The organism is Streptomyces sp. NPDC006872, from assembly GCF_040635845.1.
GTDB lineage: Bacteria > Actinomycetota > Actinomycetes > Streptomycetales > Streptomycetaceae > Streptomyces.
Genome location: NZ_JBEYIL010000003.1, coordinates 421,530 through 444,116, shown reverse-complemented (window position 1 = coordinate 444,116; position 22,587 = coordinate 421,530). Strand labels below are relative to the sequence as shown.

The window sequence follows — 22,587 nt, the reverse complement described above, 5'->3', positions numbered from 1 at the left end:
GCATGCGCTGCCCGTCCACAGGTCCCGCGGCGCGTGCGCAAACCGGCCCGCGACGGGCAGGATGAACAGGCGACCGCTGTCGCCGACCACGCGATCGCCAGGTAAACGCAAGGCAATTGAGGAGCACGACGGTGATCCACGAGGTGGACGAGGTCCTCAAGAGCCTGCTCGAAGGCGGCGCGCTCGCCGGCTCCGGCATCGACGTCTCCTTCGAGGCGCCCACCCGGGACTGGGCCGCCCGCCGCAACGCCCCTGTGATCAACACCTACTTGTACGACATCCGCGAGGACGTGTCCCGTCGGCAGCGCGGCCAGATGGCGGTGCGCGACGAACGTGACGTCGTCGTCAAGCGCCGTCAACCCCCGCGCTGGTTCCGGCTGTCGTACCTGGTGACCGCCTGGACGCGGACCCCGCAGGACGAACACCGGCTGCTGTCGGCCGTGCTGGCGACGCTGCTGCCCCGCGAGATGCTCGCGGCCGACGAACTCCCCGGTTCTCTCGGCGCGTTGGGCTTCGCGGTGCCGGTGACCGTGGCCGGCATCCAGACCGAGTCCCGTTCCCTCGCCGAGATCTGGTCCGCCCTGGGCGGCGAGCTCAAGCCCTCCCTGGACCTGGTGGTGACGGCGCCCTTCCCGGCGTACCCCGAGTACGACGCCGGGCCGCCGGTCACGGAGGGCGCGGCGGTCCGGCTGCGCGGGATGGACGGCGACCCGCCGGAGTCCGGCGAGCGCGCCCACCGCCCCCACCAGGTGGCCGCGGCCCGCGCCGCCCGTGAGGCCGCGACCCGCCCGCCGGGCAAGCGGTGACCGGCGCGTACACCGGGGAATCCGCGATCGTCGCCGAGTCGGCGGGGCTGCTCACCCGCCTCGCCGGGCTGCGCGAGCGGGTCGCCGCCCTCGTCGACCGCCGCGCCGCCACCGACCCCACGGCCGCCGACCCGCTCCGCGGTCTGTACCTCTCCGAGGACGCGGTACGCCGCCTGCTGGCCGGCGCGCCACAGCCCCCCGCGGACGGCCTCACCCCCGCGCTCGACCCGCCCGACACCCTCACCGCCCTCTGCGCCCGTCTCCGCCTGACCGAGTTCGACGCCGCGATCCTCCTCATCGCCCTCGCGCCCGATCTCGACCGCTCCTTCGAGCCGCTGTACGGCTATCTCAACGACGACGTGAGCAGACGGCGGGCCACGGTGGGGCTGGCCCTCGACCTGTGCGGGGCGCCCGCGCACCTGGCCGCGGCCCGGGCCCGTTTCCATGCCTCGGCGCCCCTGCACGCATACGGTCTGCTGGAGCTGGAGGAGCCCGAACGGCCCTTCCTGTCCCGCCTGTTGCGCGTCCCGGACCGGCTGCTCGCCCATCTCCTCGGCGACGACACCCCGGACGCGGCCCTGCACGGCCTCCTCCATGAACTCCCTCCGCCCCTCCCCGCCGCCGACGACGACTTCGTCGACCGGCTGGCGCACCGGCTGCGGGACGGCGGCCCGCTCACCGTCTATCTGCGCGAGCACCGCGAGGGCGACGGCCTGGCCGCGATCGCCTCGGCGCTCGGCGCCGCCGGCCTCGAAGCGCTGCGCTTCACCGGCCCCGACGACCGCGTCCCCGACCTCCTGCGCGAGGCACGCCTCGCCCGCCGGGCGGTGGTCCTGTCCGGCCTGCCGGACAAACCGGGCCGGCTGATCGGCGCGCTGACCGACGCCCCGGACGTCACCGTCCTCCTCACGGACCCGCGCCCCTACGACCCGCACTGGTCCACCCACGATCCGCTGGTCCTGGACGCACCGCGCCGCAGGACGGGCGGGACGGCGGCCTGGGCGGTGGCGCTCGGCGGGGCGGAACCGGGGTTCGACCTCGCCACCACCGTCGCCCCCTACCGCCTCGGCGGCGAGCGGATCGCGCGGGCCGCGCACGCCGCCACCGCGCTGGCCGCCTTCGAGGGCGGGCCGCTCACCGCCGACCACGTCCGCTTGGCCGCCCGCCAGCAGTCGGCGTCCGGCCTGGAACGGCACGCACGGCGGATCCGCCCCGACGTCGGCTGGGCGGACCTGGTCCTGCCCGACCGCCCGCTGACCCAACTGCACGAACTCGCCCTGCGCGCCCGGCACCGCGACCGCGTCCTGGGCGACTGGCGGCTGAGCGCGGGCGGCGGCCGCGGCAGAGGAGTGCTCGGTCTGTTCGCGGGCGAGTCCGGCACCGGCAAAACGCTCTCCGCCGAGGTCGTGGCCGCCGAACTCGGCCTGGACCTCTACGTCGTCCAGCTCTCCTCGGTCGTCGACAAGTACGTCGGCGAGACCGAGAAGAACCTGGAGCGCATCTTCACCGAGGCCGACCGCACCGACGCCGTGCTGCTCTTCGACGAGGCCGACGCCGTCTTCGGCAAACGGTCCGAGGTCAAGGACGCGCACGACAAGTACGCCAACATGGAGAGCGCCTACCTGCTCCAGCGGCTGGAGTCCTTCGACGGCATCGCGCTGCTCACCACCAACCTGCGCGCCAACATCGACGAGGCGTTCACCCGGCGCCTGGACCTGGTCGTCGACTTCCCGTTCCCCGACCCCGGCCAACGGCTCGCGCTGTGGCGGCACGGCCTGGCCCATGTCCCGTGCGCCGCCGACCTCGACCTCGAGCCGCTGGCCAAGGACTTCGAACTCGCCGGCGGCTCGATCCGCAGCGCGGTCGTCACCGCCGCCTACCTCGCCGCGGGCCGCGACGCGCCGGTGGCCGACGGCGACCTCCTGGAGGGCGCCCGCCGCGAATACCGCAAGGCGGGCCGCCTGGTCCCGGGCGAGGCGAACTGGTAGTTCCCGCCCCTACGGCTCACCCCCGGAGACAGGCGTCAGCCCCGCCGCGCGGCTCCCGTCGGCCAGACGACGTCGACGGGCAGACCCGCCGCACGGGCCTCCGACACCGCGTCGGCCGTGCCACCGCCCTTGCCGCTCGGGGGCTCACCGTTCCAGACGGCGACGAGCCGCTCGGCGCGACCCAGGAGCACGCGGTTGGCGTCCTCGTACGCCGCCCGGTTCGCGCTCGGATGGTCCAGGACGAGCACCTCGTCGGCGGCCTCGGCCAGCCGGTCGAAGACGACGGCGTGCTCGGGCTCGACCTGCTCCTGCCGGTAGTCCCGAGCGGGGACGACGACGACCAGCCGGCCGCCGAGCTCCAGCACGACCTCGGCGAACAGGGAGTCGGCGCCCTGTGCGATGCACGAGACGCCCGTCAACCCGCCCTCGTCGCCCGCGAAGGGCCGCAGCACCTCCCGCAACGCGTCGCGCACCAGCGGCACACTGGCCTCGGTCAGGTCCAGGTGTCCGGTCACGGCAATGGCGATCACGTCACTCCTCGCTGCACGTCACTCCTACCTGCACGTCACTCCTCGCTGCGGAAACCGGAGTCCCTACTTCGCCGTCCACTTCTGGTTCGGGGTGCCCGAGCAGGTCCACAGTTGGAGCTTCGTGCCGTTGCCGGTGCCGTTGTCCTTGGCGTCGATGCACTTGTCGGCCTGGGGGTTGACCAGGTCGCCGGCCTGGCTCAGCACCCACTGCTGGGCGGGGTTGCCGCTGCAGTTGGCGAGCTGGATGACCGCGCCGTCGTCCCGCGAGCCCCAGGCGACGTCCATGCACAGGCCGAGCGAGCGCACCGTGCCGTCGCTCTTGAAGATCCACTTCTGGTTCGCCGACCCGGCGCAGTCCCACAGCTGGAGCGGGGTGCCGTCCTTGCCCTTGCCGTTCTGGGCGTCGGTGACGTCGATGCAGCGCTTCGAGCCCGTGCCGATGATGATGGCGCCGGGCACCGCGACCGGCGGCTTCGTGGTGCTCGTACCGCCCCCGGCGCTGCTGCCGCTGCCGCTGCCGCTGCCACTGCCCGACCCCGAGCCGCCGCCGGAGCCGGAACCGCCGGTGCCGTTGTCCTGGGCCGGTGCGGAGGGCGTCTGCACGGGCAGCGGGTCGGCGGAGGCGTCCACCCTCGGCGCGGACGGCGCGGAGACGGAGGGGCTGGGCAACGCGGTGGCGCCGGCCTCCTCGGTCTTCGGCTGGGCCAGGGACCGCACCTGCGGCTTGTACGTCAGCCAGATCATCACGAACGCGATCGCGACGGCGAGCATCAGGCTGAGCGCCGTCGCCAGCCAGCGGGGCAGGAAGCCGCGCTGCACGAACGTGCCGTCCACCGAGAGCGGGACCGCGCCCGAGCGCTGCACGTTCAGCGCGTACGGGCGCTGCTCCTTCGAGCCGAACCAGATGATCTGGCGCGGGCGGAGGGTCGTGTCGACGAACACCGCCCGCCCCGGCTCGATCTGCACGCTGCCGGGGCTGAACTCGTAGCCCAGGTGGTCGCCCATGTCGGCGCCCGCGACGGACGCCGTCACGCGTGTGTTGCCGAGGTTGTCGATGGCGAGGCGGGGGCGGCCCCGGAACCGCCCCTTCACCGTCGGCGGCACCAACTCGGCCCGCACCTCGGTGAACGGCGTGATCGTCAGGTTCCCCTCGGGAACCGTCACCGCCTCCGGATGCTCCGTCGGCGTGATGCGCACCGCAAAGGGGTTCGGGCCGGCCGTCGCGTCCGGAGTACGAGGCGGCGCGAACGTCAGCTCGACCGTCCCCGTCGTACCCGGGAAGAGACGCAGGGTCGGCGGCTCCACCGTCGTCCAGGGCGCGACATTCCCCACCGGCTCGAAGCGGTACTCGTCGACGACGTCACCGGTGTTGCGCACCCGCAGCCGTACGGTCGTGCTGCTGCCGGGTTCCACGGTTGCCGCGGCCGGTTCCAGAGAAGTCCACAGAGTCACCTGGCGACGTTATGACGCGGGCCGCGGGGCCGTCAGCAGGCCGCGGGGCACGACCACTGCCCGAAAGGGACGAACGGCCGTGCCCGTTCACACGGTTTCGGACGTGGATCCGGCGGAGTCTCAGACGTCAGGCCTCAGACCGTGAAGCGGACGGCTTCGAGTTGGAGGCCCGCCCCCATGACGCTGCCGCCGTAGATCCAGTCAGCCGGCTTGGTGCAGCCGACGCCCAGCCAGCCGCGGTCCTGGACATGCGGGTTCTGGCAGACGGACCCGTCCGTGACCCCGATGGTGAAGCCCTCCATCGGCGAGACGGCCTCCTTGGTCTGGCCGATGTACATGTCGACCCCGTCGGCCGCGCTCGACCACTTGTCCTTGGTGTACCAGCCCTCGACGACGTGCGCGCCGTTGCCCCTTACTCCGCCGGTTCCCGCGGTGGCGATGTTGAGGGCCTTGATGGGCAGGGTCTTGCCGGTCGTGCCCGCGATCGCCCCGTCGCAGACGGGGTCCTGCCAGCCGTTGTCCGCCACGTAGGCGCGGTAGCAGATGTGCCGCCCGTCGCTGCGCGCCGCCAGTTTCAGCACGGCGTCGGCCGCCGTCTCCTGCTTGGGCTCCGCAGGGGCCTTCGACTCGCCCCCACCACCGCTGTCCCCGCTGCCGCCGCCACTGCCGCCGGCCGGGGCCTGGCTGCTGGCGGGCGCCTCGACCACGGCGGGAGCCGTCGGGGTGGGCACCAGGGCCGGGGCGCTGGGCGTCGCCGAAGGGCTGGGCGCCAGGGTGCTGACGCCGGCCTCCTCGGTCTTCGGCTGGGCCAGGGACCGCACCTGCGGCTTGTACGTCAGCCAGATCATCACGAACGCGATCGCGACGGCGAGCATCAGGCTGAGCGCCGTCGCCAGCCAGCGGGGCAGAAAGCCGCGCTGCACGAACGTGCCGTCCACGGACAGCGGGACCGCGCCCGAGCGCTGCACGTTCAGCGCGTACGGCTGCTCCTCCTTCGAGCCGAACCAGATGATCTGGCGCGGGCGGAGCGTGGTGTTCACGAACACCGCCCGCCCCGGCTCGATCTGCACATTGCCCGGCTGGAGCTCGTACGACAGCCGGTCCCCGTTGTCGCTGCCGCTCAGCGAGGCGGTGAGCTTGGTGTTGCCGATGTTGTCGATGGCGAGGCGCGGGCGGCCCCGGAACCGTCCCTTCACCGTCGGCGGCACCAACTCGGCCCGCACCTCGGTGAACGGCGTGATCGTCAGGTTCCCCTCGGGAACCGTCACCGCCTCCGGATGCTCCGTCGGCGTGATGCGCACCGCGAAGGGGTTCGGGCCGGCCGTCGCGTCCGGAGTACGAGGCGGCGCGAACGTCAGCTCGACCGTCCCCGTCGTACCCGGGAAGAGACGCAGGGTCGGCGGCTCCACCGTCGTCCAGGGCGCCGCACTCCCCACCGGCTCGAAGCGGTACTCGTCGACGACGTCACCGGTGTTGCGCACCCGCAGCCGTACGGTCGCCCGGCTGCCGGGGTCGACGGTGACGGACGAGGGTTCGAGGGAAGTCCACAGGCTCACATGCCGACGTTACGGTGCCGGCCGAGGGGAAGATCAGAAGCCCCGGGGCAGAGCGGGTGCCCGGCAGGGCCGCCCCGGCTGCCCTTCCGTCCGGACGCGGCCGGAGGGTGCCCCCCGGTCTGCCCCCACGGCCCTGCCGGATCCGGCGACGGCGCGGTAAGGATGGGAATTTGCCACCGGTTCACCGGCTCCGTCTCACCGTCGCCGATTCACCGTCTCCGTGCCGTTTCAGGGGTTCCCATGCGCAGCCAGGACCAGCCGAAGGATTCGAGCGTGCGCGGGGCGGGCGGTGCACGGGCCCCTCGGACATCGGGCTCCGCGGTTCCCCCGCAGCACGCTCTCGCCACCCGCTCGCCCGATGCGATCCTCGCCCTCCAACGGACCGCGGGCAACGCGGTGATGGCCCAGCTGGTGGCGCAACGCAGCGCCGGACAGGACCCCGACACCGTCCAGCGAGCCGCCGACTCCGTGCAGTCGGTGATCCGCTCGGCGGGCGCCCCGCTCGACGGGGCCGTGCGCCAGGACATGGAGGCCCGGCTCGGCGCCGACTTCGGCGACGTACGGCTGCACACGGACGCCGCCGCCCGGCAGTCGGCCGCGGCGGTCGGCGCCCGCGCCTACACCTCCGGCAGCCATGTCGTGATCGGCGACGGCGGCGGCGACCGGCACACCCTCGCCCACGAGCTGACGCATGTGATCCAGCAGCGGCAGGGCCCGGTCGCGGGCACCGACCACGGCGACGGACTGCGGGTCAGCGACCCCTCCGACAGGTACGAACGGGCCGCGGAGGAGAACGCCCGCCGGGTACTGACCGGCTCCGCGCCCACGCCCGCGCCGTCACACGACCACGACCACGGTCACAGCGCGCATGCTCACGCGGCGGAGTCGGCGTCCGGGGTGCAGCGCGCTCCCGCGCCCGGCGCCGCGCCCACCGTCCAGCGCGCGCGGACCGGCGGCATCGACGGCGTGGGGGCACTGGACGCCACCTACTTCACGACCCAGTCCCCGGAGGGCGTCCTGCGCCAGGGCCGGTCGCCGAACGGCCTGATCAACGCCGAGGTGGACCACATGGGCGTCAAGGATCACCACCCGGCCGGCGTCACCCTGCGGTACTCGGACGACGGCACGCTCGCCGTCCACGACACCGACCGGGAGCCGAAGGAGTTCTACGCGACGGACACCGTCTTCCAGCAGGCGGTCGCCCAGCTGGCGCAGGCGGGCAGCCAGTACACGCTCGTCCAGGCCGGAGCACAGATCAGGACCCCGGGCGGGACCCTGACCAAGGTCACCCCGGTCACGGCGAACACCGCCACCCAGCAGATGGCCGGCGGCTTCGCCGACCTGATCAAGGTGCAGTGCATCGACGTGGCGCGGCAGGTCGTCGGCAGCTACCAGATGCAGCTGGTCATGGCGGGCAACGGCGGCACGGCCCCGTGGGGCCAGAACGTGGGCGTTCCCCTGGCCGACCACCTCACCCACACCGCGGCCTTCGGCGGGACCACGAACGCGACGAACGCCGCGAACGCCGCGGGGACCGCCAACAACCCGGGCGGCCGCGGCGAACGGGACGTGGCCCGCGACTACGGCACCATGCTGCGCGAACACCCCGCCCAGGCGGACGCGGCGGCGCTGAACATGGGCATCAACCGGCACGCCCGGCCCGAGGTGGGCGAGGGCTTCGCCACCCTCTCCATCGGCCACGACGACAAGATCGACTTCGCGACGGCGGCCCCGGGACAGAACTCCACCGACCGCAGCCATGTCGACGTGTGGAACTACCACTTCGCCGGGGTCGTGGCGCGCAGTCTCAACGGCGCGGACTGGGTGACGCTGGAGAACTACACCCGCAACCAGAACGCCCAGAAGGCGCTGAAGGACCTGGAGAGCAAGCTGCTCGACACCTACCGGGAGAAGACCAAGTCGATCTTCAACAGGTACACGCCCCAGGAGCCCAAGAGCACCATGGAGAGCGAGCGGATCATCGAGATGCTCCAGAAGATCGCCCACACCACCCGCGCCAAGGCGATGGCGGAGTACCAGGCCCTCGGCATCGACCAGACGGCGTGGAAGGGCAAGTGGTTCTTCCGTCTCTACGGCTCCCAGGTGGGCGAGACCTTCCACGACAAGCAGTACGCGGGCGGCGCCGGCGACTTCGTGAACCCGCTGACCGTGCGGGTGCGCCGCGCCTGACCCGCCGACCCGCGCACGGACGTCGGGGATCCGGTTTGCCCTCGCGGCCACCGGGTCTGCCCGCAGCTGTGCACCGGAGGCCGTTTCGGGGGCCGCGCTTCGCGCGTGACGGTGAAAGAGTCCTGACGCGTACCCCGAGGAGAGCACAGCATGCCGTCCTACCTGTCGCCCGGCGTATACGTCGAGGAGGTGGCCAGCGGCTCCCGCCCGATCGAGGGGGTGGGCACCTCGGTGGCGGCCTTCGTCGGGCTCGCCCCGACCGGCCCCCTGAACGAGCCGACCCTGGTGACCAACTGGACCCAGTACGTGGCGGCGTTCGGTGACTTCACCGACGGCTACTACCTGGCGCACTCCGTCTACGGCTTCTTCAACAACGGCGGTTCGGCGGCGTACGTCGTGCGCGTCGGCGGCACCGCGGCGGGCGCGAGCGGCGACGCCAAGTCCCCTGCCGCGGTGGGCGGTTCCGCTGCCCAGGCGGCGCTGCCGGCCGGTGAGCCGAAGCAGCTCGGCACGTTCACCGTGACGGCCCTCGCGGCCGGCGCGAGCGGCGGCCCGCTGAGCGTCGAGGTCGCGGACGCGGAGGGCGAAGGCCCCGCCGAGCGCTTCAAGCTGATCGTCAAGGACGGCGACAAGGCCGTCGAGACGTTCGACGTGTCGGCGAAGAAGGGCAACCGCTCCTACGTCGTCACCCAGGTCAAGGAGCGCTCCAAGCTCATCGCCGTGGCCGAGGCCGCGCCGGCCGCACAGCTGGCCCGCCCCGAGAACCAGACGGTCGCGCTGGCCGCGCCGTCCGCCTCGGCCCCCGCCGTCCCGGGCGGCGCCCCCGACGACATCGCCTCCGTCGGCCCCGCGCAGTACCTGGGCGACAGCTCCGACCGCACCGGCTTCGGCGGCCTGGAGGCCGTCGACGAGGTGTCCATGGTCGCGGTGCCCGACCTGATGGCCGCCTACCAGCGCGGCGCGATCGACCTGGAGCAGGTCAAGGCCGTGCAGCTGGGCCTGATCGCGCACTGCGAGCTGATGGGCGACCGCGTCGCGATCATCGACCCGCCGCCGAGCCTGAACGCCCGCCAGATTCGCGTCTGGCGCCAGGAGACGGCCGGCTACGACTCCAAGTACGCGGCCCTGTACTACCCCTGGATCAAGTCCTTCGACCCGGCCTCCGGCCAGGCCCGGCTGATCCCGCCGAGCGGTCATGTGGCCGGCGTGTGGGCCCGCAACGACTCCGAGCGCGGCGTCCACAAGGCCCCCGCGAACGAGGTCGTGCGCGGCGCGGTGGACCTGGAGATCCAGATCACCCGCGGCGAGCAGGACCTGCTCAACCCGATCGGCGTGAACTGCATCCGGGCGTTCCCGGGCCGGGGCATCCGCATCTGGGGCGCCCGCACCCTCTCCTCCGACCCGGCCTGGCGCTACCTGAACGTCCGCCGGTACTTCAACTACCTGGAGGAGTCGATCCTGATCGGCACCCAGTGGGTGGTGTTCGAGCCGAACGACCACGCCCTGTGGGCCCGGATCCGGCGCAACGTCTCCGCGTTCCTCGTGAACGAGTGGCGCTCGGGCGCCCTCTTCGGCGCCCGCCCCGAAGAGGCGTACTACGTCAAGTGTGACGAGGAGTCCAACCCGCCGGAGTCGGTCGACCTCGGCCGCGTCATCTGCGAGATCGGCATCGCGCCGGTCAAGCCCGCCGAGTTCGTGATCTTCCGGCTGGCCCAGTTCTCCAGCGGGAGCGGTGAGTTGGAGGAGTAGGCCTCCCCAGCTCCGTATCCCTCTCCGCAACTCCCTCAGATCACTTAGAAGGAAAGCCAGATGAGTCTCCAGCCGGGTGACGCCCTTACTTCACACAATTTCGGCCTGCAGATCGACGGCGTGATGGTCGAGTACCTCGCCGAGGTCAGCGGCCTCAGCATCGAACAGGACGTCATCGAGTACCAGCAGGTCTCCGCGCAGGGCAAGCCGGTCACCAAGAAGCTGCCCGGCGTGAAGAAGGCGGGCACCTGCACGGTCGTGCGCGGTATGACCCAGTCCGCGGCGTTCAACCAGTGGATCACCGAGTCGATCAACGGCGTGATGGGCACCGCCCGCAAGAACGCCACGATCATGGTGATGGACTACCAGAACAACCCGGTCAAGCGGTACAACATGCGCAACGCCTGGTGCAGCAAGATCGACACCAGCTCGGTGAAGGCCGGCGAGGCCTCCGCGCTGACCGAGACCGTGACGATCACGTTCGAAGAACTGGTCATCGAGTAATGCGGCGTACGGCTGTCCGGGCGGCGGCGGCGAGCGGGGAGCCGCATGAGGCGCTCCCGCCCGCGACCGCCGTGCCCGAGTCCACCTTCGCGGGGCAGGCGGCTCCCGCATCTGCTCCGGCTCCGGCTCCCGCCCAGGTGGCGTACCGGCTCCAGACGGAGTTCCCCTTCGAACTGCCGCGCGGTTACGTCGACGACGCGGGCACGGTCCACCGCGACGGCGTGATGCGGCTGGCGACGGCGCGGGACGAACTCGTCCCGCTCCGCGACATCCGCGTCCAGGAGAACCCGGCGTATCTGTCGGTGGTGCTGCTGGGCCGGGTCATCACCCGGCTCGGCAGCCTGCCGCTGGTCCACGACGGCGTCGTGGAGAGCATGTTCGCCTCCGACCTGGCGTTCCTCCAGGACTTCTACCGCCAGATCAACGCCGAGGGGCACACCCGCGCCTCGGTGCAGTGCCCCCACTGCTCGGAACCCTTCGAGGTGGAACTCGGCGGGAGCCGCCTGGGGGAATCGTGACGTACGCGACCGACCGGATGCACGAGGAGATCGCGTACGTCGCCTACCACTTCCACTGGAGCCAGGACGAGATCCTGGACCTGGAACACCACGACCGGCGCCGTTACGCCGACCAGATCGCGTCCCTGGTGACCCGGGGCGGGGCGGAGGGCTGAGGCATGGGGTTCCTGGAACGGCTACGGGGCGGACGCGGGGCCCGCGAGGGGCGCGCAGACGGCTCGGGTACGCCGTCGGTGACGCCGACAACGCCGGCCACGGCGGGCGGCCGGACGGACACGACATCGGCATCGACGCCGACTCCGGCCTCGGCCCCGGCTCCGACCTCGGCGCCGCGTGTCGTGACGGCCGCGTGGTCGTCGCTGCCGCCCATCCAGCGGACGGCGGCCGGGGGCACGTCGGGGGTCGCCGACGCCGGTTTCGGCGGCCGACTGGCCACCTGGCAGAACCCTTCCTTCACCGCCACCGGCTCCCCCGCGGTCCTGGACTCGGGGCCGGGCGGCCGGATGAGCAGCCTGCGGGTCGCTCCACCGGTCGAACAACCCCAGCGGATGGCCGCGCCGCCTCGGGCCACGCCTCTGCAGCGGGCGGTTCCTGCAACTCCTTCGGCTCCGCCGACTCCTTCGGTCGGGATACCGGTGCCGCCGTCCGTGCAGGGGGCTCCCGCGTACCCGACGGCGGCCTCGGTTCCGACGCCTCAGGCCTCGGTTCCTGCTCCGGCTCCGGCTCCGGCTCCGGCTCCAGTTTCGGCTCCAGTTTCGACTCCTGCTCCGGTCGCCTCCGCCGCGCCGACCGTGCCTGTGGTGACGGCACGATCGACGACGCCTGCGACTCCCGCTCCCGCCGCCTTCCCGACGCGGGGCATCCGGGTGTCCCCGGCGAGCCCCGGCCCGGCGACGGCACCGGCCTCGGCCCCGTTGACCAGGTCCACGTCGGCACCGGTGCAGCGCCGTACGCTGCCCGCCCGGCCGACGCCCGCACCCGCGTCGACGTCCGCCTCCACCGGCTCCGCGCAGGCTTCCGGCCGGGGCACGGCCACCGAGGCCGGAGGCACCCCGCCGGCCAAGGAACCCGCGCCGGGCCCGCGACCGGCCCCCTCGGCCCCACCCACCTCTCCGACCTCTCCCACCTCTTCGGCTCCTTCGACCTCGTCCACCTCAGCGGGACCGACAGCCGCGAGGGCGGGCGGCACGCCGTCCCCGGCCCCGGCGTCCGGCGGGCAGCCGGTTGGGATTCAGCGGGCGGTACCGCGCCATGAGCAGGCCGTGCCCGACGGCTCCCGTCCGACGACGCCCGGTCCGGACCCGGTCCGGGTGCAGCGTGCGGCACCGGTACCGGTACTGGTACCGGTCGCGGGTGACGCCGGCCCCTCGCCGGTAGCCGGTGGCACGCCCGCTACGCCCATCACGCCCGCCGTGCCGACCGGTCCCGCCCGGCCGTTCCCTACGACAACGGCGACCACGGCGACCACGGCTGCCTCGCCTCCCGCGCCTCCCTCGCCGGGAAGTTCACCGTCTCCGGGGACGTCGAGAACGGCGCCGACTCCGCCCGTCGCCTCCGCGGGATCCCCCGCGACGAGCACCGCGCCCAGCGTGCAGCGGGCCGTCACGGGGCGGACGGCATCGTCGCCCCCGAGCAGCCCGCCACCGACTCCCACCGCGATCACACCTCACCCCGTGAGCAGCCGCCCCGCCCCCGCCGACACCCGCACCGGGTCGTCGGCCGCCCGCGCTTCCGGCCCCGTTCCCGCGCGCGGCGCTGACGCCACCCCGGCGACGGCACCGCCCGCCTCGGCCGCTGGCCTCAACTCGCCCTCGGGCGACGGCGGTCGGACGTCGCCCCCCGCCGTGCAACGCGCGGCAACACCACCTGCCCCGGCCCCTGCCGCCACCCCTGCCTCCACCGACGGCGGTCGCACCTCGCCCCCGGCCGTGCAACGCGCAACGACGGCACCCCGTCCGACTTCGGGCCCGACCTCGCACCCGGTCTCGACCCCCGCCGTACAGCGGACGGCACCGGCACCCGGCCCGACCTCGAGCCCGGCCTCAGCCCCGCGTGCGGCCTCGGGCCCGGCCTCCAGCGACGCCGGTCGGACGTCGTCCCCGTCCGTACAGCGGACGGCACCGGCGACCAGCTCCGCCTCCGCCCCCGCCCCCGGTGCGCCCCCGTCCTCGACCTCGTCCTCGACCCCGTCCTCAAACGTGCAGCGCGCAGCGACCGCACCCAGCGCGCCCACTCCGCCCGCCCCCGTCGGCCCGGTCGCCCCCACCCGACCCGTCGCCGCGAGCGGTTCGACGCCGCCGCCCCCCACTCGCCCGGCCGCCAACTCCCCTGCCGCCGACACCGGTTCCGCGCCGCCGTCGTCCGCGACGAGCGTCCAGCGGGCGGTCGGTCCCAGCGCGGCCGCCCCCCGACGTCGCGCAGGCCTCGGCGCCCCCACGAGCCTCCCCCCGGACCGACCGCGTCCGACGACACCCGCCAACGCCCCGGTGCCCGCACCCCGTACGACCACCGCGACGCCCCCCGCGAACCTCGCCGGCCCCGCGTCCACCCCCGGCACCCCGAGTTCACGGACGGAGCCGCTCCCCCCGCTCCAGCGCTACACCCCCCTCGGCGCCCCCGTACAGCGCGCCGCGGCGGCACCGACGCCTCCCGTGCAGCCCTCCCGCCCCGCGCCCGCGCGCCCCGCACTGGGCAGCCCCCTCCCCGCCCGCCCCGCCGACGCCAGGCCGCTCGCCGCGCCGAGCGCCACCCCCGTCGCGCGCCAGGCCGACGCCCCCCGTACGACGACGTCCCCCACGCCCCCCGTCGTACAACGCGCCACCGCAACACCCACGGCCCCTCGACTCCCGCGGCCCGCTTCCGCCTCCCCTGCCGCACCAGCCGCCCCCGTCGCCCTGCCGCTGCCCACCGCGCTGCCGCTGCCGCCGTCACTGCCGCTGCCGCTGCCCGCCCCGGCGACACCAGCCACCCTCGTTTCCCCCACCACTTCCCCCGCCACCTCTCCCGCCACTTCCCTCACGACTGCCCCTCTCCGCTCCGTCACCCGCGCAGTCCGCCCGACGACGACAACCGCCAAGTCCCCGGGATCCCCTTCCTCACCCGCCGTCGTGCAGCGTCGCGCGGCCACCGCAGCGCCCGTACCACTCCGCCGCCCCACACCCGGCGCACCCGCAGGCCTCCCCGTGGCCCGCCCGTACCCCACGCCCTCGGTCGCGACCGCCGCCCCCACAACCCCTCTCCCGGGCATCGCACCGCTCCCCCCGGGCGCCCATCTCCCCGCCACACCCCGCCCGTCCACGCAACCCACTGCCCCCACTGCCCCCACTCCCCCCACGATCCAGCGGCGTGCCGCAGTCGCCCCCACCCTCCCGGCCGCCCCCGCCGCGCCGCCCGCCGGGGTGCCGAAGACCCCCCGCCCCGCCACCGCCGGCCCGCCTCCCGGTTCCGGCGGCGCCCAGAGCTCCTCGAACTCCGCAAGCCCGGCGCACGCCGAGCCGCACCCGGGGTTCGACCCCCGCTCGCTCACCGACTTCCAGCTCGACGAGCTGACGCACCGTCTGACCGGTCGCATCACCCGGCTCCTGCGCACCGAACTGCGACTCGACCGCGAACGGATCGGCAGGCTCCGCGACCCCCGCCGCTGACCCGACAGACGCCCCTCCCGCCCCACTTCCCCTCCGCACTCCCAGAAAGGCCAGGCGGCTCCGATGCCCTCCGATCTCGACCCGGGCTCCACGATCTTCTTCACCCTGACCATCGACGGCGAGAGCCTCGGTTACTTCAACGGGTGTGAGGGACTCTCGTCCCAGGTGGAGATCGAGCACCGCCAGGAGGGCGGGAACAACGGCTTCGTCTGGGCGCTGCCGTCCCGTGTGACGTTCTCCAACATCCGGCTGACCCGGCCGCTCACCCCGGACACCACCAAGGTCGCCAAGTGGATCTCCTCGGTGACCACCGGGGTGACCCGGCCGACCGCCCAGATCGCGGCCCTGCGCGCGGACGGTTCGGAGGTCGCCCGGTGGGGCCTGATCGACGTGCTGCCGGTCAGCTGGCAGGGGCCGTCGCTCAACCCGGACAGCCCGGGCGTGGCGACGGAGGTCCTGGAGATCACCCACCACGGCTTCACCGACTGACCACCAGGACGACCACAGCGAGCACAGCGAGCACGACGACCAGCACAAGGCAGGGAGTGACAGGCCATGGCCAAGGGAAGCAAAGGCGGTGCCGGCAAGAGCCTGGTCCGTGCCACCCTCGCGATCCACGAACCGCCGGTGGGCACCAGCACGACGCCCGGCGGGCTGATCAAGTCGTTCGGGTTCGACTTCAACCCGTCGCAGCTGCAGCTCGGCCGCAAGGCCCAGTGGAAGGTCACGCCGACCGCGGCCGTCCGCGACGGCTCCGTACCGGAGTTCATGGGTCCGGAACCGCGCCAGATGACCGTGGAGATCTTCCTCGACTCCTCCGACCAGCCCGGCAGCAACACCGTCCTGAAGAAGGTCGAGTCGCTGCTGGAGTGCTGTGAGGTGACGACGAAGAGCATCGCCGCCAAGCAGCCCTCACCGCCGTGGGTGGTGTTCCAGTGGGGTTCGTTCTCGACGGCCCGCTTCACCGCCTACGTGAGCAGCATCGACGTCACGTACTCGCTGTTCGGCACGACCGGCGTCCCGATCCGTGCCACGGCACAGGTGCATCTGCACGAGATCCCGAGCAAGACGAAGGGCCAGAACCCGACCTCGGGCGCTCTCACGGCCCAGCGCGTGCACCGCGTCGTCGCCGGCGACTCGCTCCAGTCGCTCGCCTGGCGCGAGTACGGCGACGCGTCCGCCTGGCGGTCGATCGCCGAGGTCAACGGCATCGACGACCCCTCCCGACTGCCGACCGGCATCGAGCTCGTCATGCCGGCCGCAGAGGAGGTGCGCTACTAGTGGTCCAGTCCGCGTTCTCCAGCGTCATCCAGGTCACGCTGGGCGGCCGTCCGCTCCCCGTCGACTTCGCGCCGCTGCTCGTCGAGGGCTGGGTGGACCAGGGTCTCGGGGTGCCGGCCGCCTTCCGGCTGACGTTCCGCGACCCGTACCGCCAGGTCCTCGGCAAACTGGGCGTCAGGTTCGGCACCCCGGTGATCCTCGCGCCGATCGCGGACGGCAAGGGCGCGGCCGACCCGCTCCTCACGGGCGAGGTCTGCGGCATGGAGGCGGACTACGACGGCACCGGCACCTTCACCGTCATCCGGGGCTACGACTTCGGCCACCGGCTGATGCGCCAGCGCCGGGTCGCCGCGTACCGCAACCAGAGCGCCTCGGACATCGCCCGCAAGCTGGCCGCGCAGGCAGGCGTGCCCGTCGGGAAGATCCAGTCGACCAAGACCGTCTACGAGTTCATCAGCCAGGCCAACGTCACCGACTGGGACTTCCTCGCCCGGCTCGCCGACGAGAACGAGATGGTCATGTCGGTCGACTCCAAGGGGAAGTTCCAGTTCCTCAAGCCCGACCCGGCCTCGGGCGCGCCGCCCACCTCCACCCCCGGCGAGAAGAGCCCCTTCGTCATGGAGGCGGGCACCGACATCCTGCGGCTGCGGGCCGCCGTCACCGCCGCCGAGCAGGTCGGCACCGTCGAGGCGCGCGGCTGGGACGTCACGACGAAGAAGAAGCTCACCGCGACCGCGCCCGCGAAGACCAACCCCGGCATCAGCATCGGGACGACCCCCGGCGAGGCCTCCGCCAAGTTCAAGCCGGCCAAGCTGGTCGACGCGCAGACGCCGTACGACCGGCAGTCGGAGGTGAAGTTCGCCGCCGAGGCGCTCGCCGACGACGTCACCGGCTCGTTCGCCGAGCTGGAGGTCATCGCGCGCGGCACCCCGAAGCTCCGCCCGGGCCTGCCCGTCACGCTCGCGGACGTCGGCGCCCCCTTCGAGGGCAAGTACACCGCGACCTCCGTACGGCACGTGTTCGGCGACGGCAAGCACTACGAGGCCTGGGTCACCGTCAGCGGACGGCAGTGGCGGTCGCTGTTCGGCCTGACCTCCGGAGGCGGGGGAGGCGGCGCGGCGAGCGGCCTGAACCTCCCCGGCACGACCAACGCGCTCGTCACGGACGTCCAGGACCCGCTCAAGCAGGGCAGGGTGAAGCTCCAGTTCCCCTGGCTCGACGACCTCTACATCAGCGACTGGACGCGGGTCGTGCAGTGGGGCGGCAAGGCCGGCGGCTCCATCTTCCCGCTCGACGTCGGCGACGAGGTGCTGGTCGGCTTCGACCGGGGCGCCCTCGACCATCCGTACGTCATCGGCGGCCTCTACAACGGCAAGGACAAGCCGACCCCGGTCAAGGACGTGCCGCTGCACGACGGGGCCCGGCGGCGCGCCGTCCGGCACACCCTCTCCGACCGCGACGGCAACCGCGTCGACCTGCTCAGCCAGACCACCGGCGGCCGCAAGCAGGGCGTCCGGGTCACCTCCGGCGACGACCGGCTCGTCATCAACCTGGACCGGACGAAGACCGAGATCACCATCGACAGCAAGGGCACGGTCAGCATCAAGGGCAGCCGGGCGGTGTCCGTCGAGGCCGGCACCGACCTCACGCTCAGCGCGCGCCGCAACCTCACCATCAAGAGCGGCGCCCTGCTGACCATCCGGGGCAGCTCGGTCAACGTCAAGTCGCTGACGGGCGTGCTGTCGGTGGACTCGGCCGGGCTGCTCAGCCTGAAGTCGGCCGGCGCCGCGATGGTCAGCTCGCTCGGCACCGTCCAGGTCAACGCCACCGCCAACGTCGGCATCAGGGCCGCGACCCTCATGCTCCAGGGCGTGGTGATGGTCAACAGCAAGCCGTACCCGCTGCCATGACGGCCCGCATCACCGAAAAGAGAAGAAGGCAGGTGGCCGTCTGATGGCCGAGCAATTCGTCGGATCGGGCTGGGCGTTCCCGCTGCGCATCGGCCCCACCGGTGGCATCGCCATGGTCAGCGGCGAACGCGAGATCGAGGAGGCCATCCGGCTGATCCTCGCCACCGCCCCGGGCGAGCGCCCGATGCGCCCGGAGTACGGCTGCGCCATCCATGACCTGGTCTTCGCCCCGGTCAACGAGGCGACGGCCGGCCGGATCCAGCACGAGGTGTACACCTGCCTGGACCGCTGGGAGCCGCGCATCGAGGTCAACGACGTCGAGGTCACGGCCGGCGCCGAACAGGGCGTGCTCTTCATCGACGTCCGCTACTCGATCCGCGGCACCAACAACCCGCGCAGTCTCGTCTTCCCGTTCTACGTCATTCCGTCCCACGACGAGCCGGATCTCCCCGGCTCCTCCGGTACGGCTTCCGAAAGCGACCGCTGATGGCCCTGCCCTCCCCGAACCTGGACGACCGCCGCTTCCAGCAGTTCGTCGACGACGCCAAGCGCTACATCCAGCAGCGCGCACCGGAGTGGACCGACCACAACGTCTCCGACCCGGGCGTGACCCTCGTCGAGACGGTCGCCCACATGGCCGACCAGATCGTCTACCGCCTCAACCGCGTCCCCGAGAAGAACCATCTGGCCTTCCTGGACCTGGTCGGCATCCGGCTCTTCCCGCCGTCCGCCGCGCGCACGGAGGTGACGTTCTGGCTGTCCGCGCCGCAGGAGGAGCCGGTCCTGCTGCCGGTGGGCACGGAGGTGGCGACGGTCCGCACGGAGAGCGAGGAGGCGGTCGTGTTCGCGACGGAACGCGAACTCGTCGTCGTCCCCTCCTGGTTGAAACACCTCGTCGTGCAGCACCGGGGCGAGCCCGTCACCGACCGGACCACCGACCTGACCGAGGGCAAGGACCTGCTCTGCTTCTCGGAGGCTCCGCAGCCCGGCGACTGCATGCTGTTCGGCCTGAGCGCCGCCGTCCCGCACTGCGCGGTGGCCCTGGAGCTGGACAGCCGCGTCGACGGCGTCGGCGTCGACCCGCGCCAGCCCCCGCTCGTCTGGGAGGCCTGGACGGAGGACGGCTGGCAGGAGTGCGAGATCGACCGCGACGGCACCGGCGGCCTCAACCGCCCCGGCGAGGTCGTCCTGCACATCCCCGGCGGACATGTGCTGTCCCGCTCGGGCGGCCAGGAGGCGGGCTGGCTGCGCTGCCGCGTCACCGAGCCCCTCCCCGCCCAGCCCTTCTACACCACCTCCCCGACCGTGCGCTCCGCCGAGGTCTTCACGGTCGGCGGCACCGCCCCCGCCGTGCACGCCGAGACGGTCGAGGACGAGGCCCTCGGCGAGTCGACGGGCCTGCCCGGCCAGCGCCTGGCCCTCGTCCACACCCCCGTGGTCGGCGACGACCCGCCGCTCCTCCTCCAGACCGCCGAGCACGAGGGCTGGATCGACTGGCAGGTGGTCCCCCACTTCGCCGCCTCCGGACCGGAGGACCGGCACATCACCCTCGACGCGGCCACCGGCGAGATCGCCTTCGGCCCGGCCGTCCGCGAACCCGACGGCCGGCTCCGCCAGTACGGGGCCGTCGCCCCCAAGGGCTCGGTCATCCGCGCCCGCCGCTACCGCACGGGCGGCGGCCGGGCCGGCAACGTGGCCCGGGGCACGGTCCAGGTGCTGCGCACCTCCGTCCCGTACGTCTCGGAGGTCGTCAACCGCGAGGCCGCGCGCGGCGGCGTCGACGGGGAGACGGTGGAGGAGGCGAAACTCCGGGCCCCGATCACGCTCCGCGCCCAGGAGCGGGCGGTGACCCTGCGCGACTACGAGGAGTTGGCGCGCCGCGCGGCCCCGGAGACGGCCCGCATCACCTGCCTGGAGGGCGAGCCGGACGAGCACGGCTCCTACGCCGTACGGGTGCTGGTGGTCCCGCAGGCGGTCCCGGACCCCGGCGGCCGACTGCGCTTCGAGCAACTGGTCCCCGGCGACTCCCTGTTGGACCGCATCACCCGCCATCTCGACGAACGCCGCCTGATCGGCACGAGGTTGGCGGTGGGCCCTCCGTACTACCAGGGCGTGACGGTCGTCGCGACGGTCCATGCCTTCCGGGGCGTCGACACCGACCGCGTCCGCCGCCAGGCGCACGACGCCCTGTACCGGCACATCGACCCGCTGACCGGCGGCGCGGACGGCAAGGGCTGGCCGTTCGGCCGCCCGGTGCAGGCGGGCGAGATCTTCGCGGTCCTGCAACGCGTCCCGGGCGTCGAACTGGTCGACCAGGTCATGCTCCACCCCGCCGACCCCCTGACGGGCAAGCGCGGCGAGGCGACCGACCGCATCGACCTGGCCGCCCCGGCCCTCGTCTTCTCCTACGACCACCGGGTCCGAGTGATCGGGGACGGCGCATGAGGGGCTCGATCGACGGCCTCGGCTCGTCCACCCCCCTCGGCGCGATGCTGCCGGCCGTCTTCGCGGACGACGACCTGGCGCAACGCTTCGTGGCGGGCCTGGACGAGGTCATGGCCCCCATCCTCAACGTCCTCGACTGTCTGCCCGCCTACTTCGACCCGGCCCTCGCCCCGGTCGACTTCACCCGCTGGCTGACGGGCTGGGTGGGCGCGGAGACGGACGGCACGGAACCGGAACAGCGGCTGCGGGCCGCGGTCGCGGCCGCCGCCCACCTGCACCGGGTGCGCGGCACCCGCCGAGGCCTGTCGGAGGCCGTCCGGCTGGCCTTCGGCGTGACACCGGACATCTCCGAGAGCGGCGGCGCGAGCTGGACGGCCCGCCCGCTCGGCCCGTTCCCCGGCGCCCCCCGCCCGCACCTCCACGTCACGCTCCGCCTCCCCGACCCGCACCCCGCGGACACCCACCGCCTGGACGCCCTCGTGGCCGCCGCCCGCCCCGCTCACATGCCGTACACGGTCAAGGTGACCGCCGCCGAAAGGACCCCGGAGAGATGACCACCCAGAACTGCGCCGAGTGCGGCACGCGGGCCGAGCCCGGCCAGTCGTTCTGCGACGCCTGCGGGGCCGTGCTGAGCTGGACGGACCGGACGGACCGAACCCCGGCACGGGCGAGTACGACGGCGGGCGCGGACGCGGGGTCGTCCTCCCCGGCAGCGACACCGACACCGGCACCGGCCGCCCCCGAGCCCACGCCTCCGCCGACAGTGGTCCCGCCGAACAACCGTGACGACCACGACCCCGACCCCGACCATGACTCGGACGACGAGGACACGACGGAAACTCCCCTCCCGGTAATCCCCCCGGAAGAGCCCACGGCAGAAACCACAACGCCGGCGCCCGCTCCCGCTCAGGCGACGCACGAACCCGCCCCCACGCCCCCCGCTCCCGCGGCTCCCACCGCCGACGACGAGGCGATGGCGGCCCGGGCCCGCTCCCTCCTCGTCCCGGTCGCCGACACGGAACCCCGCCCCGACCCGACCCCGTCGGTCGCCCCGGTCCTGCCGGGCAGGCCGATCGCGGACCGGCCGCAGGTCCGCGCCCCGGGCCCGGTCCAGGGCGAGATGCACGGCGTCGCCTGCCCGTGGTGCGCGACCCCGAACAACCCCGACCGGCACTACTGCATGCGCTGCGCGATGCCGATGACCCTGGAGGACCGCTCCACCCTGCGCCTCCCCTGGTGGCGTCGCCTGTTCAACCGCAACGGCGAGGCCCCCTGGGCGGGCGACCGTCCGCGTCTGCGCCGTACGTTCGACCGGATCGTCACGTGGGTGGTGGCGGCGGTCGTCCTCACGCTCGTGATCCTGGCGGCGGTGAACACGCCGGCCGCGATCCAGGCCACGAAGGACCACTTCGCCAAGCGCGCCCCGGTCTTCGCGGACTCGTACGCGGCGTCGCGCTCCTACCCGGGGCACAAGCCCGAGCTGGCCTTCGACCGGATCAACAACACCTGGTGGGGCCCGGGCGTCTCGGAGTCGGGCGAGGGCGAGTGGATCGAGGCCCGCTTCGACCAGCCGATCCGGCTGCTGGACGTGGTCATCACCTCGGGCACGACGACCCGCCCCGACCAGTTCACCCAGTCGGCCCTCCCGCACCGCATCAAGGCGACGATCACCTTGAAGGACGGCACGATCACGACCCGCGAGCTCACTCTCGACCAGAGCGCGGGCGGCCAGCCGCGCTCGTTCCGCGTCGGCGAGGTGTCGAAGGTCCGCTTCACGATCGAGTCGTCGTTCCTCGCCTCGGGGGACAAGCAGGTGGCGATAGCCGAGATCGAGTTCTTCGGCAGGTCGAGCGCGAACTCGACGTGACGTCGAGGTAGGCGGGGACCAGCCGAGACAGCCGGCCGCAGGGATGGAACGCGGCCGGCTTTCTCACGCCGAGAACTTGCTTGCGTAACTCAAGCAACAGCTTTATAGTTGCCTAAGTTAAGCAACCGATCCACTGACCCGCCGTCT

The 22,587-nt window shown here is 73.1% G+C and carries 20 protein-coding genes and 1 pseudogene; 15 read left to right on the top strand and 6 right to left on the bottom strand.

What is annotated here, in order from left to right; genetic code table 11:
• The first annotated feature begins 131 nt into the window (after nucleotides 1-131).
• Together ABZ725_RS11030 and ABZ725_RS11025 are read left to right on the top strand one after the other, a co-directional pair.
• Nucleotides 132-806, top strand: coding sequence for a DUF4255 domain-containing protein (locus ABZ725_RS11030; RefSeq protein WP_358802395.1), 675 nt, complete (start codon nucleotides 132-134; stop codon nucleotides 804-806).
• Complete coding sequence (locus ABZ725_RS11025) at nucleotides 803-2,794, top strand: ATP-binding protein (protein ID WP_358802394.1); 1,992 nt, start codon at nucleotides 803-805, stop codon at nucleotides 2,792-2,794. The genes ABZ725_RS11030 and ABZ725_RS11025 overlap by 4 nt, the downstream gene beginning before the upstream one ends.
• A 35-nt stretch (nucleotides 2,795-2,829) precedes the next feature.
• Here the strand turns inward: ABZ725_RS11025 and ABZ725_RS11020 are convergent, their stop codons facing one another.
• The 3 genes from ABZ725_RS11020 to ABZ725_RS11010 form a co-directional block, all read right to left on the bottom strand.
• A complete protein-coding gene (locus tag ABZ725_RS11020) occupies nucleotides 2,830-3,324 on the bottom strand; it encodes a hypothetical protein (RefSeq protein ID WP_358802393.1) in 495 nt (164 codons plus the stop codon).
• Between the two features lie 63 nt (nucleotides 3,325-3,387).
• Entirely contained in the window at nucleotides 3,388-4,776 is a 1,389-nt protein-coding gene (locus ABZ725_RS11015; RefSeq protein ID WP_358802392.1) for an RICIN domain-containing protein, read from the bottom strand.
• A 134-nt stretch (nucleotides 4,777-4,910) separates the two neighbouring features.
• Nucleotides 4,911-6,332 (bottom strand): hydrolase, encoded by a 1,422-nt coding sequence (locus ABZ725_RS11010; protein WP_358802391.1) that lies wholly within the window; start codon nucleotides 6,330-6,332, stop codon nucleotides 4,911-4,913.
• A 354-nt stretch (nucleotides 6,333-6,686) separates the two neighbouring features.
• On the opposite strand from ABZ725_RS11010, the pseudogene ABZ725_RS11005 reads away from it, so the two are divergent.
• The 5 genes and pseudogenes from ABZ725_RS11005 to ABZ725_RS10985 all read left to right on the top strand — a co-directional run.
• Nucleotides 6,687-7,145, top strand: a pseudogene (locus tag ABZ725_RS11005) (DUF4157 domain-containing protein); the annotation flags it as partial.
• 1,527 nt (nucleotides 7,146-8,672) lie between these two features.
• Nucleotides 8,673-10,271 (top strand): phage tail sheath subtilisin-like domain-containing protein, encoded by a 1,599-nt coding sequence (locus ABZ725_RS11000; RefSeq protein WP_358802390.1) that lies wholly within the window; start codon nucleotides 8,673-8,675, stop codon nucleotides 10,269-10,271.
• Nucleotides 10,272-10,331: 60 nt separating this feature from the next.
• Nucleotides 10,332-10,775, top strand: coding sequence for a phage tail protein (locus ABZ725_RS10995; RefSeq protein ID WP_351906013.1), 444 nt, complete (start codon nucleotides 10,332-10,334; stop codon nucleotides 10,773-10,775).
• On the top strand, nucleotides 10,775-11,293 hold the full coding sequence (locus ABZ725_RS10990; RefSeq protein ID WP_358802389.1) for a hypothetical protein: 519 nt from the start codon (nucleotides 10,775-10,777) through the stop codon (nucleotides 11,291-11,293). The genes ABZ725_RS10995 and ABZ725_RS10990 overlap by 1 nt, the downstream gene beginning before the upstream one ends.
• Nucleotides 11,290-11,448 (top strand): DUF6760 family protein, encoded by a 159-nt coding sequence (locus tag ABZ725_RS10985; protein ID WP_351906007.1) that lies wholly within the window; start codon nucleotides 11,290-11,292, stop codon nucleotides 11,446-11,448. Before ABZ725_RS10990 ends, ABZ725_RS10985 begins: the two co-directional genes overlap by 4 nt.
• A gap of 539 nt (nucleotides 11,449-11,987) precedes the next feature.
• Here ABZ725_RS10985 and ABZ725_RS10980 read toward each other — a convergent pair.
• The 3 genes from ABZ725_RS10980 to ABZ725_RS10970 all read right to left on the bottom strand — a co-directional run bounded on the left by ABZ725_RS10980 (nucleotide 11,988) and on the right by ABZ725_RS10970 (nucleotide 13,730).
• Complete coding sequence (locus ABZ725_RS10980) at nucleotides 11,988-12,419, bottom strand: hypothetical protein (RefSeq protein ID WP_358802388.1); 432 nt, start codon at nucleotides 12,417-12,419, stop codon at nucleotides 11,988-11,990.
• A gap of 105 nt (nucleotides 12,420-12,524) precedes the next feature.
• Complete coding sequence (locus ABZ725_RS10975; RefSeq protein ID WP_358802387.1) at nucleotides 12,525-12,956, bottom strand: hypothetical protein; 432 nt, start codon at nucleotides 12,954-12,956, stop codon at nucleotides 12,525-12,527.
• A 3-nt stretch (nucleotides 12,957-12,959) separates the two neighbouring features.
• Complete coding sequence (locus ABZ725_RS10970; protein ID WP_358802386.1) at nucleotides 12,960-13,730, bottom strand: hypothetical protein; 771 nt, start codon at nucleotides 13,728-13,730, stop codon at nucleotides 12,960-12,962.
• Between the two features lie 49 nt (nucleotides 13,731-13,779).
• Between ABZ725_RS10970 and ABZ725_RS10965 the strand changes: the two genes are divergently transcribed.
• The 8 genes from ABZ725_RS10965 (at nucleotide 13,780) to ABZ725_RS10930 (ending at nucleotide 22,440) form a co-directional block, all read left to right on the top strand.
• Nucleotides 13,780-14,937 (top strand): hypothetical protein, encoded by a 1,158-nt coding sequence (locus ABZ725_RS10965; protein ID WP_358802385.1) that lies wholly within the window; start codon nucleotides 13,780-13,782, stop codon nucleotides 14,935-14,937.
• Between the two features lie 63 nt (nucleotides 14,938-15,000).
• The gene (locus tag ABZ725_RS10960; protein ID WP_358802384.1) at nucleotides 15,001-15,426 is read left to right on the top strand and encodes a phage tail protein; all 426 of its coding nucleotides are present in this window, start codon (nucleotides 15,001-15,003) and stop codon (nucleotides 15,424-15,426) included.
• A gap of 66 nt (nucleotides 15,427-15,492) precedes the next feature.
• Entirely contained in the window at nucleotides 15,493-16,218 is a 726-nt protein-coding gene (locus ABZ725_RS10955; protein ID WP_351905990.1) for a peptidase M23, read from the top strand.
• Nucleotides 16,218-18,128 carry a VgrG-related protein gene (locus ABZ725_RS10950; RefSeq protein ID WP_358802383.1) on the top strand — a complete coding sequence of 637 codons (1,911 nt, stop codon included), beginning with the start codon at nucleotides 16,218-16,220 and terminating at the stop codon, nucleotides 18,126-18,128. Before ABZ725_RS10955 ends, ABZ725_RS10950 begins: the two co-directional genes overlap by 1 nt.
• 43 nt (nucleotides 18,129-18,171) lie before the next feature.
• Nucleotides 18,172-18,615 carry a GPW/gp25 family protein gene (locus ABZ725_RS10945; RefSeq protein ID WP_351905984.1) on the top strand — a complete coding sequence of 148 codons (444 nt, stop codon included), beginning with the start codon at nucleotides 18,172-18,174 and terminating at the stop codon, nucleotides 18,613-18,615.
• Entirely contained in the window at nucleotides 18,615-20,573 is a 1,959-nt protein-coding gene (locus ABZ725_RS10940; protein ID WP_358802382.1) for a putative baseplate assembly protein, read from the top strand. The genes ABZ725_RS10945 and ABZ725_RS10940 overlap by 1 nt, the downstream gene beginning before the upstream one ends.
• Nucleotides 20,570-21,127 carry a phage tail protein gene (locus ABZ725_RS10935; RefSeq protein WP_358802381.1) on the top strand — a complete coding sequence of 186 codons (558 nt, stop codon included), beginning with the start codon at nucleotides 20,570-20,572 and terminating at the stop codon, nucleotides 21,125-21,127. The genes ABZ725_RS10940 and ABZ725_RS10935 overlap by 4 nt, the downstream gene beginning before the upstream one ends.
• On the top strand, nucleotides 21,124-22,440 hold the full coding sequence (locus tag ABZ725_RS10930; RefSeq protein WP_358802380.1) for a zinc ribbon domain-containing protein: 1,317 nt from the start codon (nucleotides 21,124-21,126) through the stop codon (nucleotides 22,438-22,440). The genes ABZ725_RS10935 and ABZ725_RS10930 overlap by 4 nt, the downstream gene beginning before the upstream one ends.
• Nucleotides 22,441-22,587 lie beyond the last annotated feature (147 nt).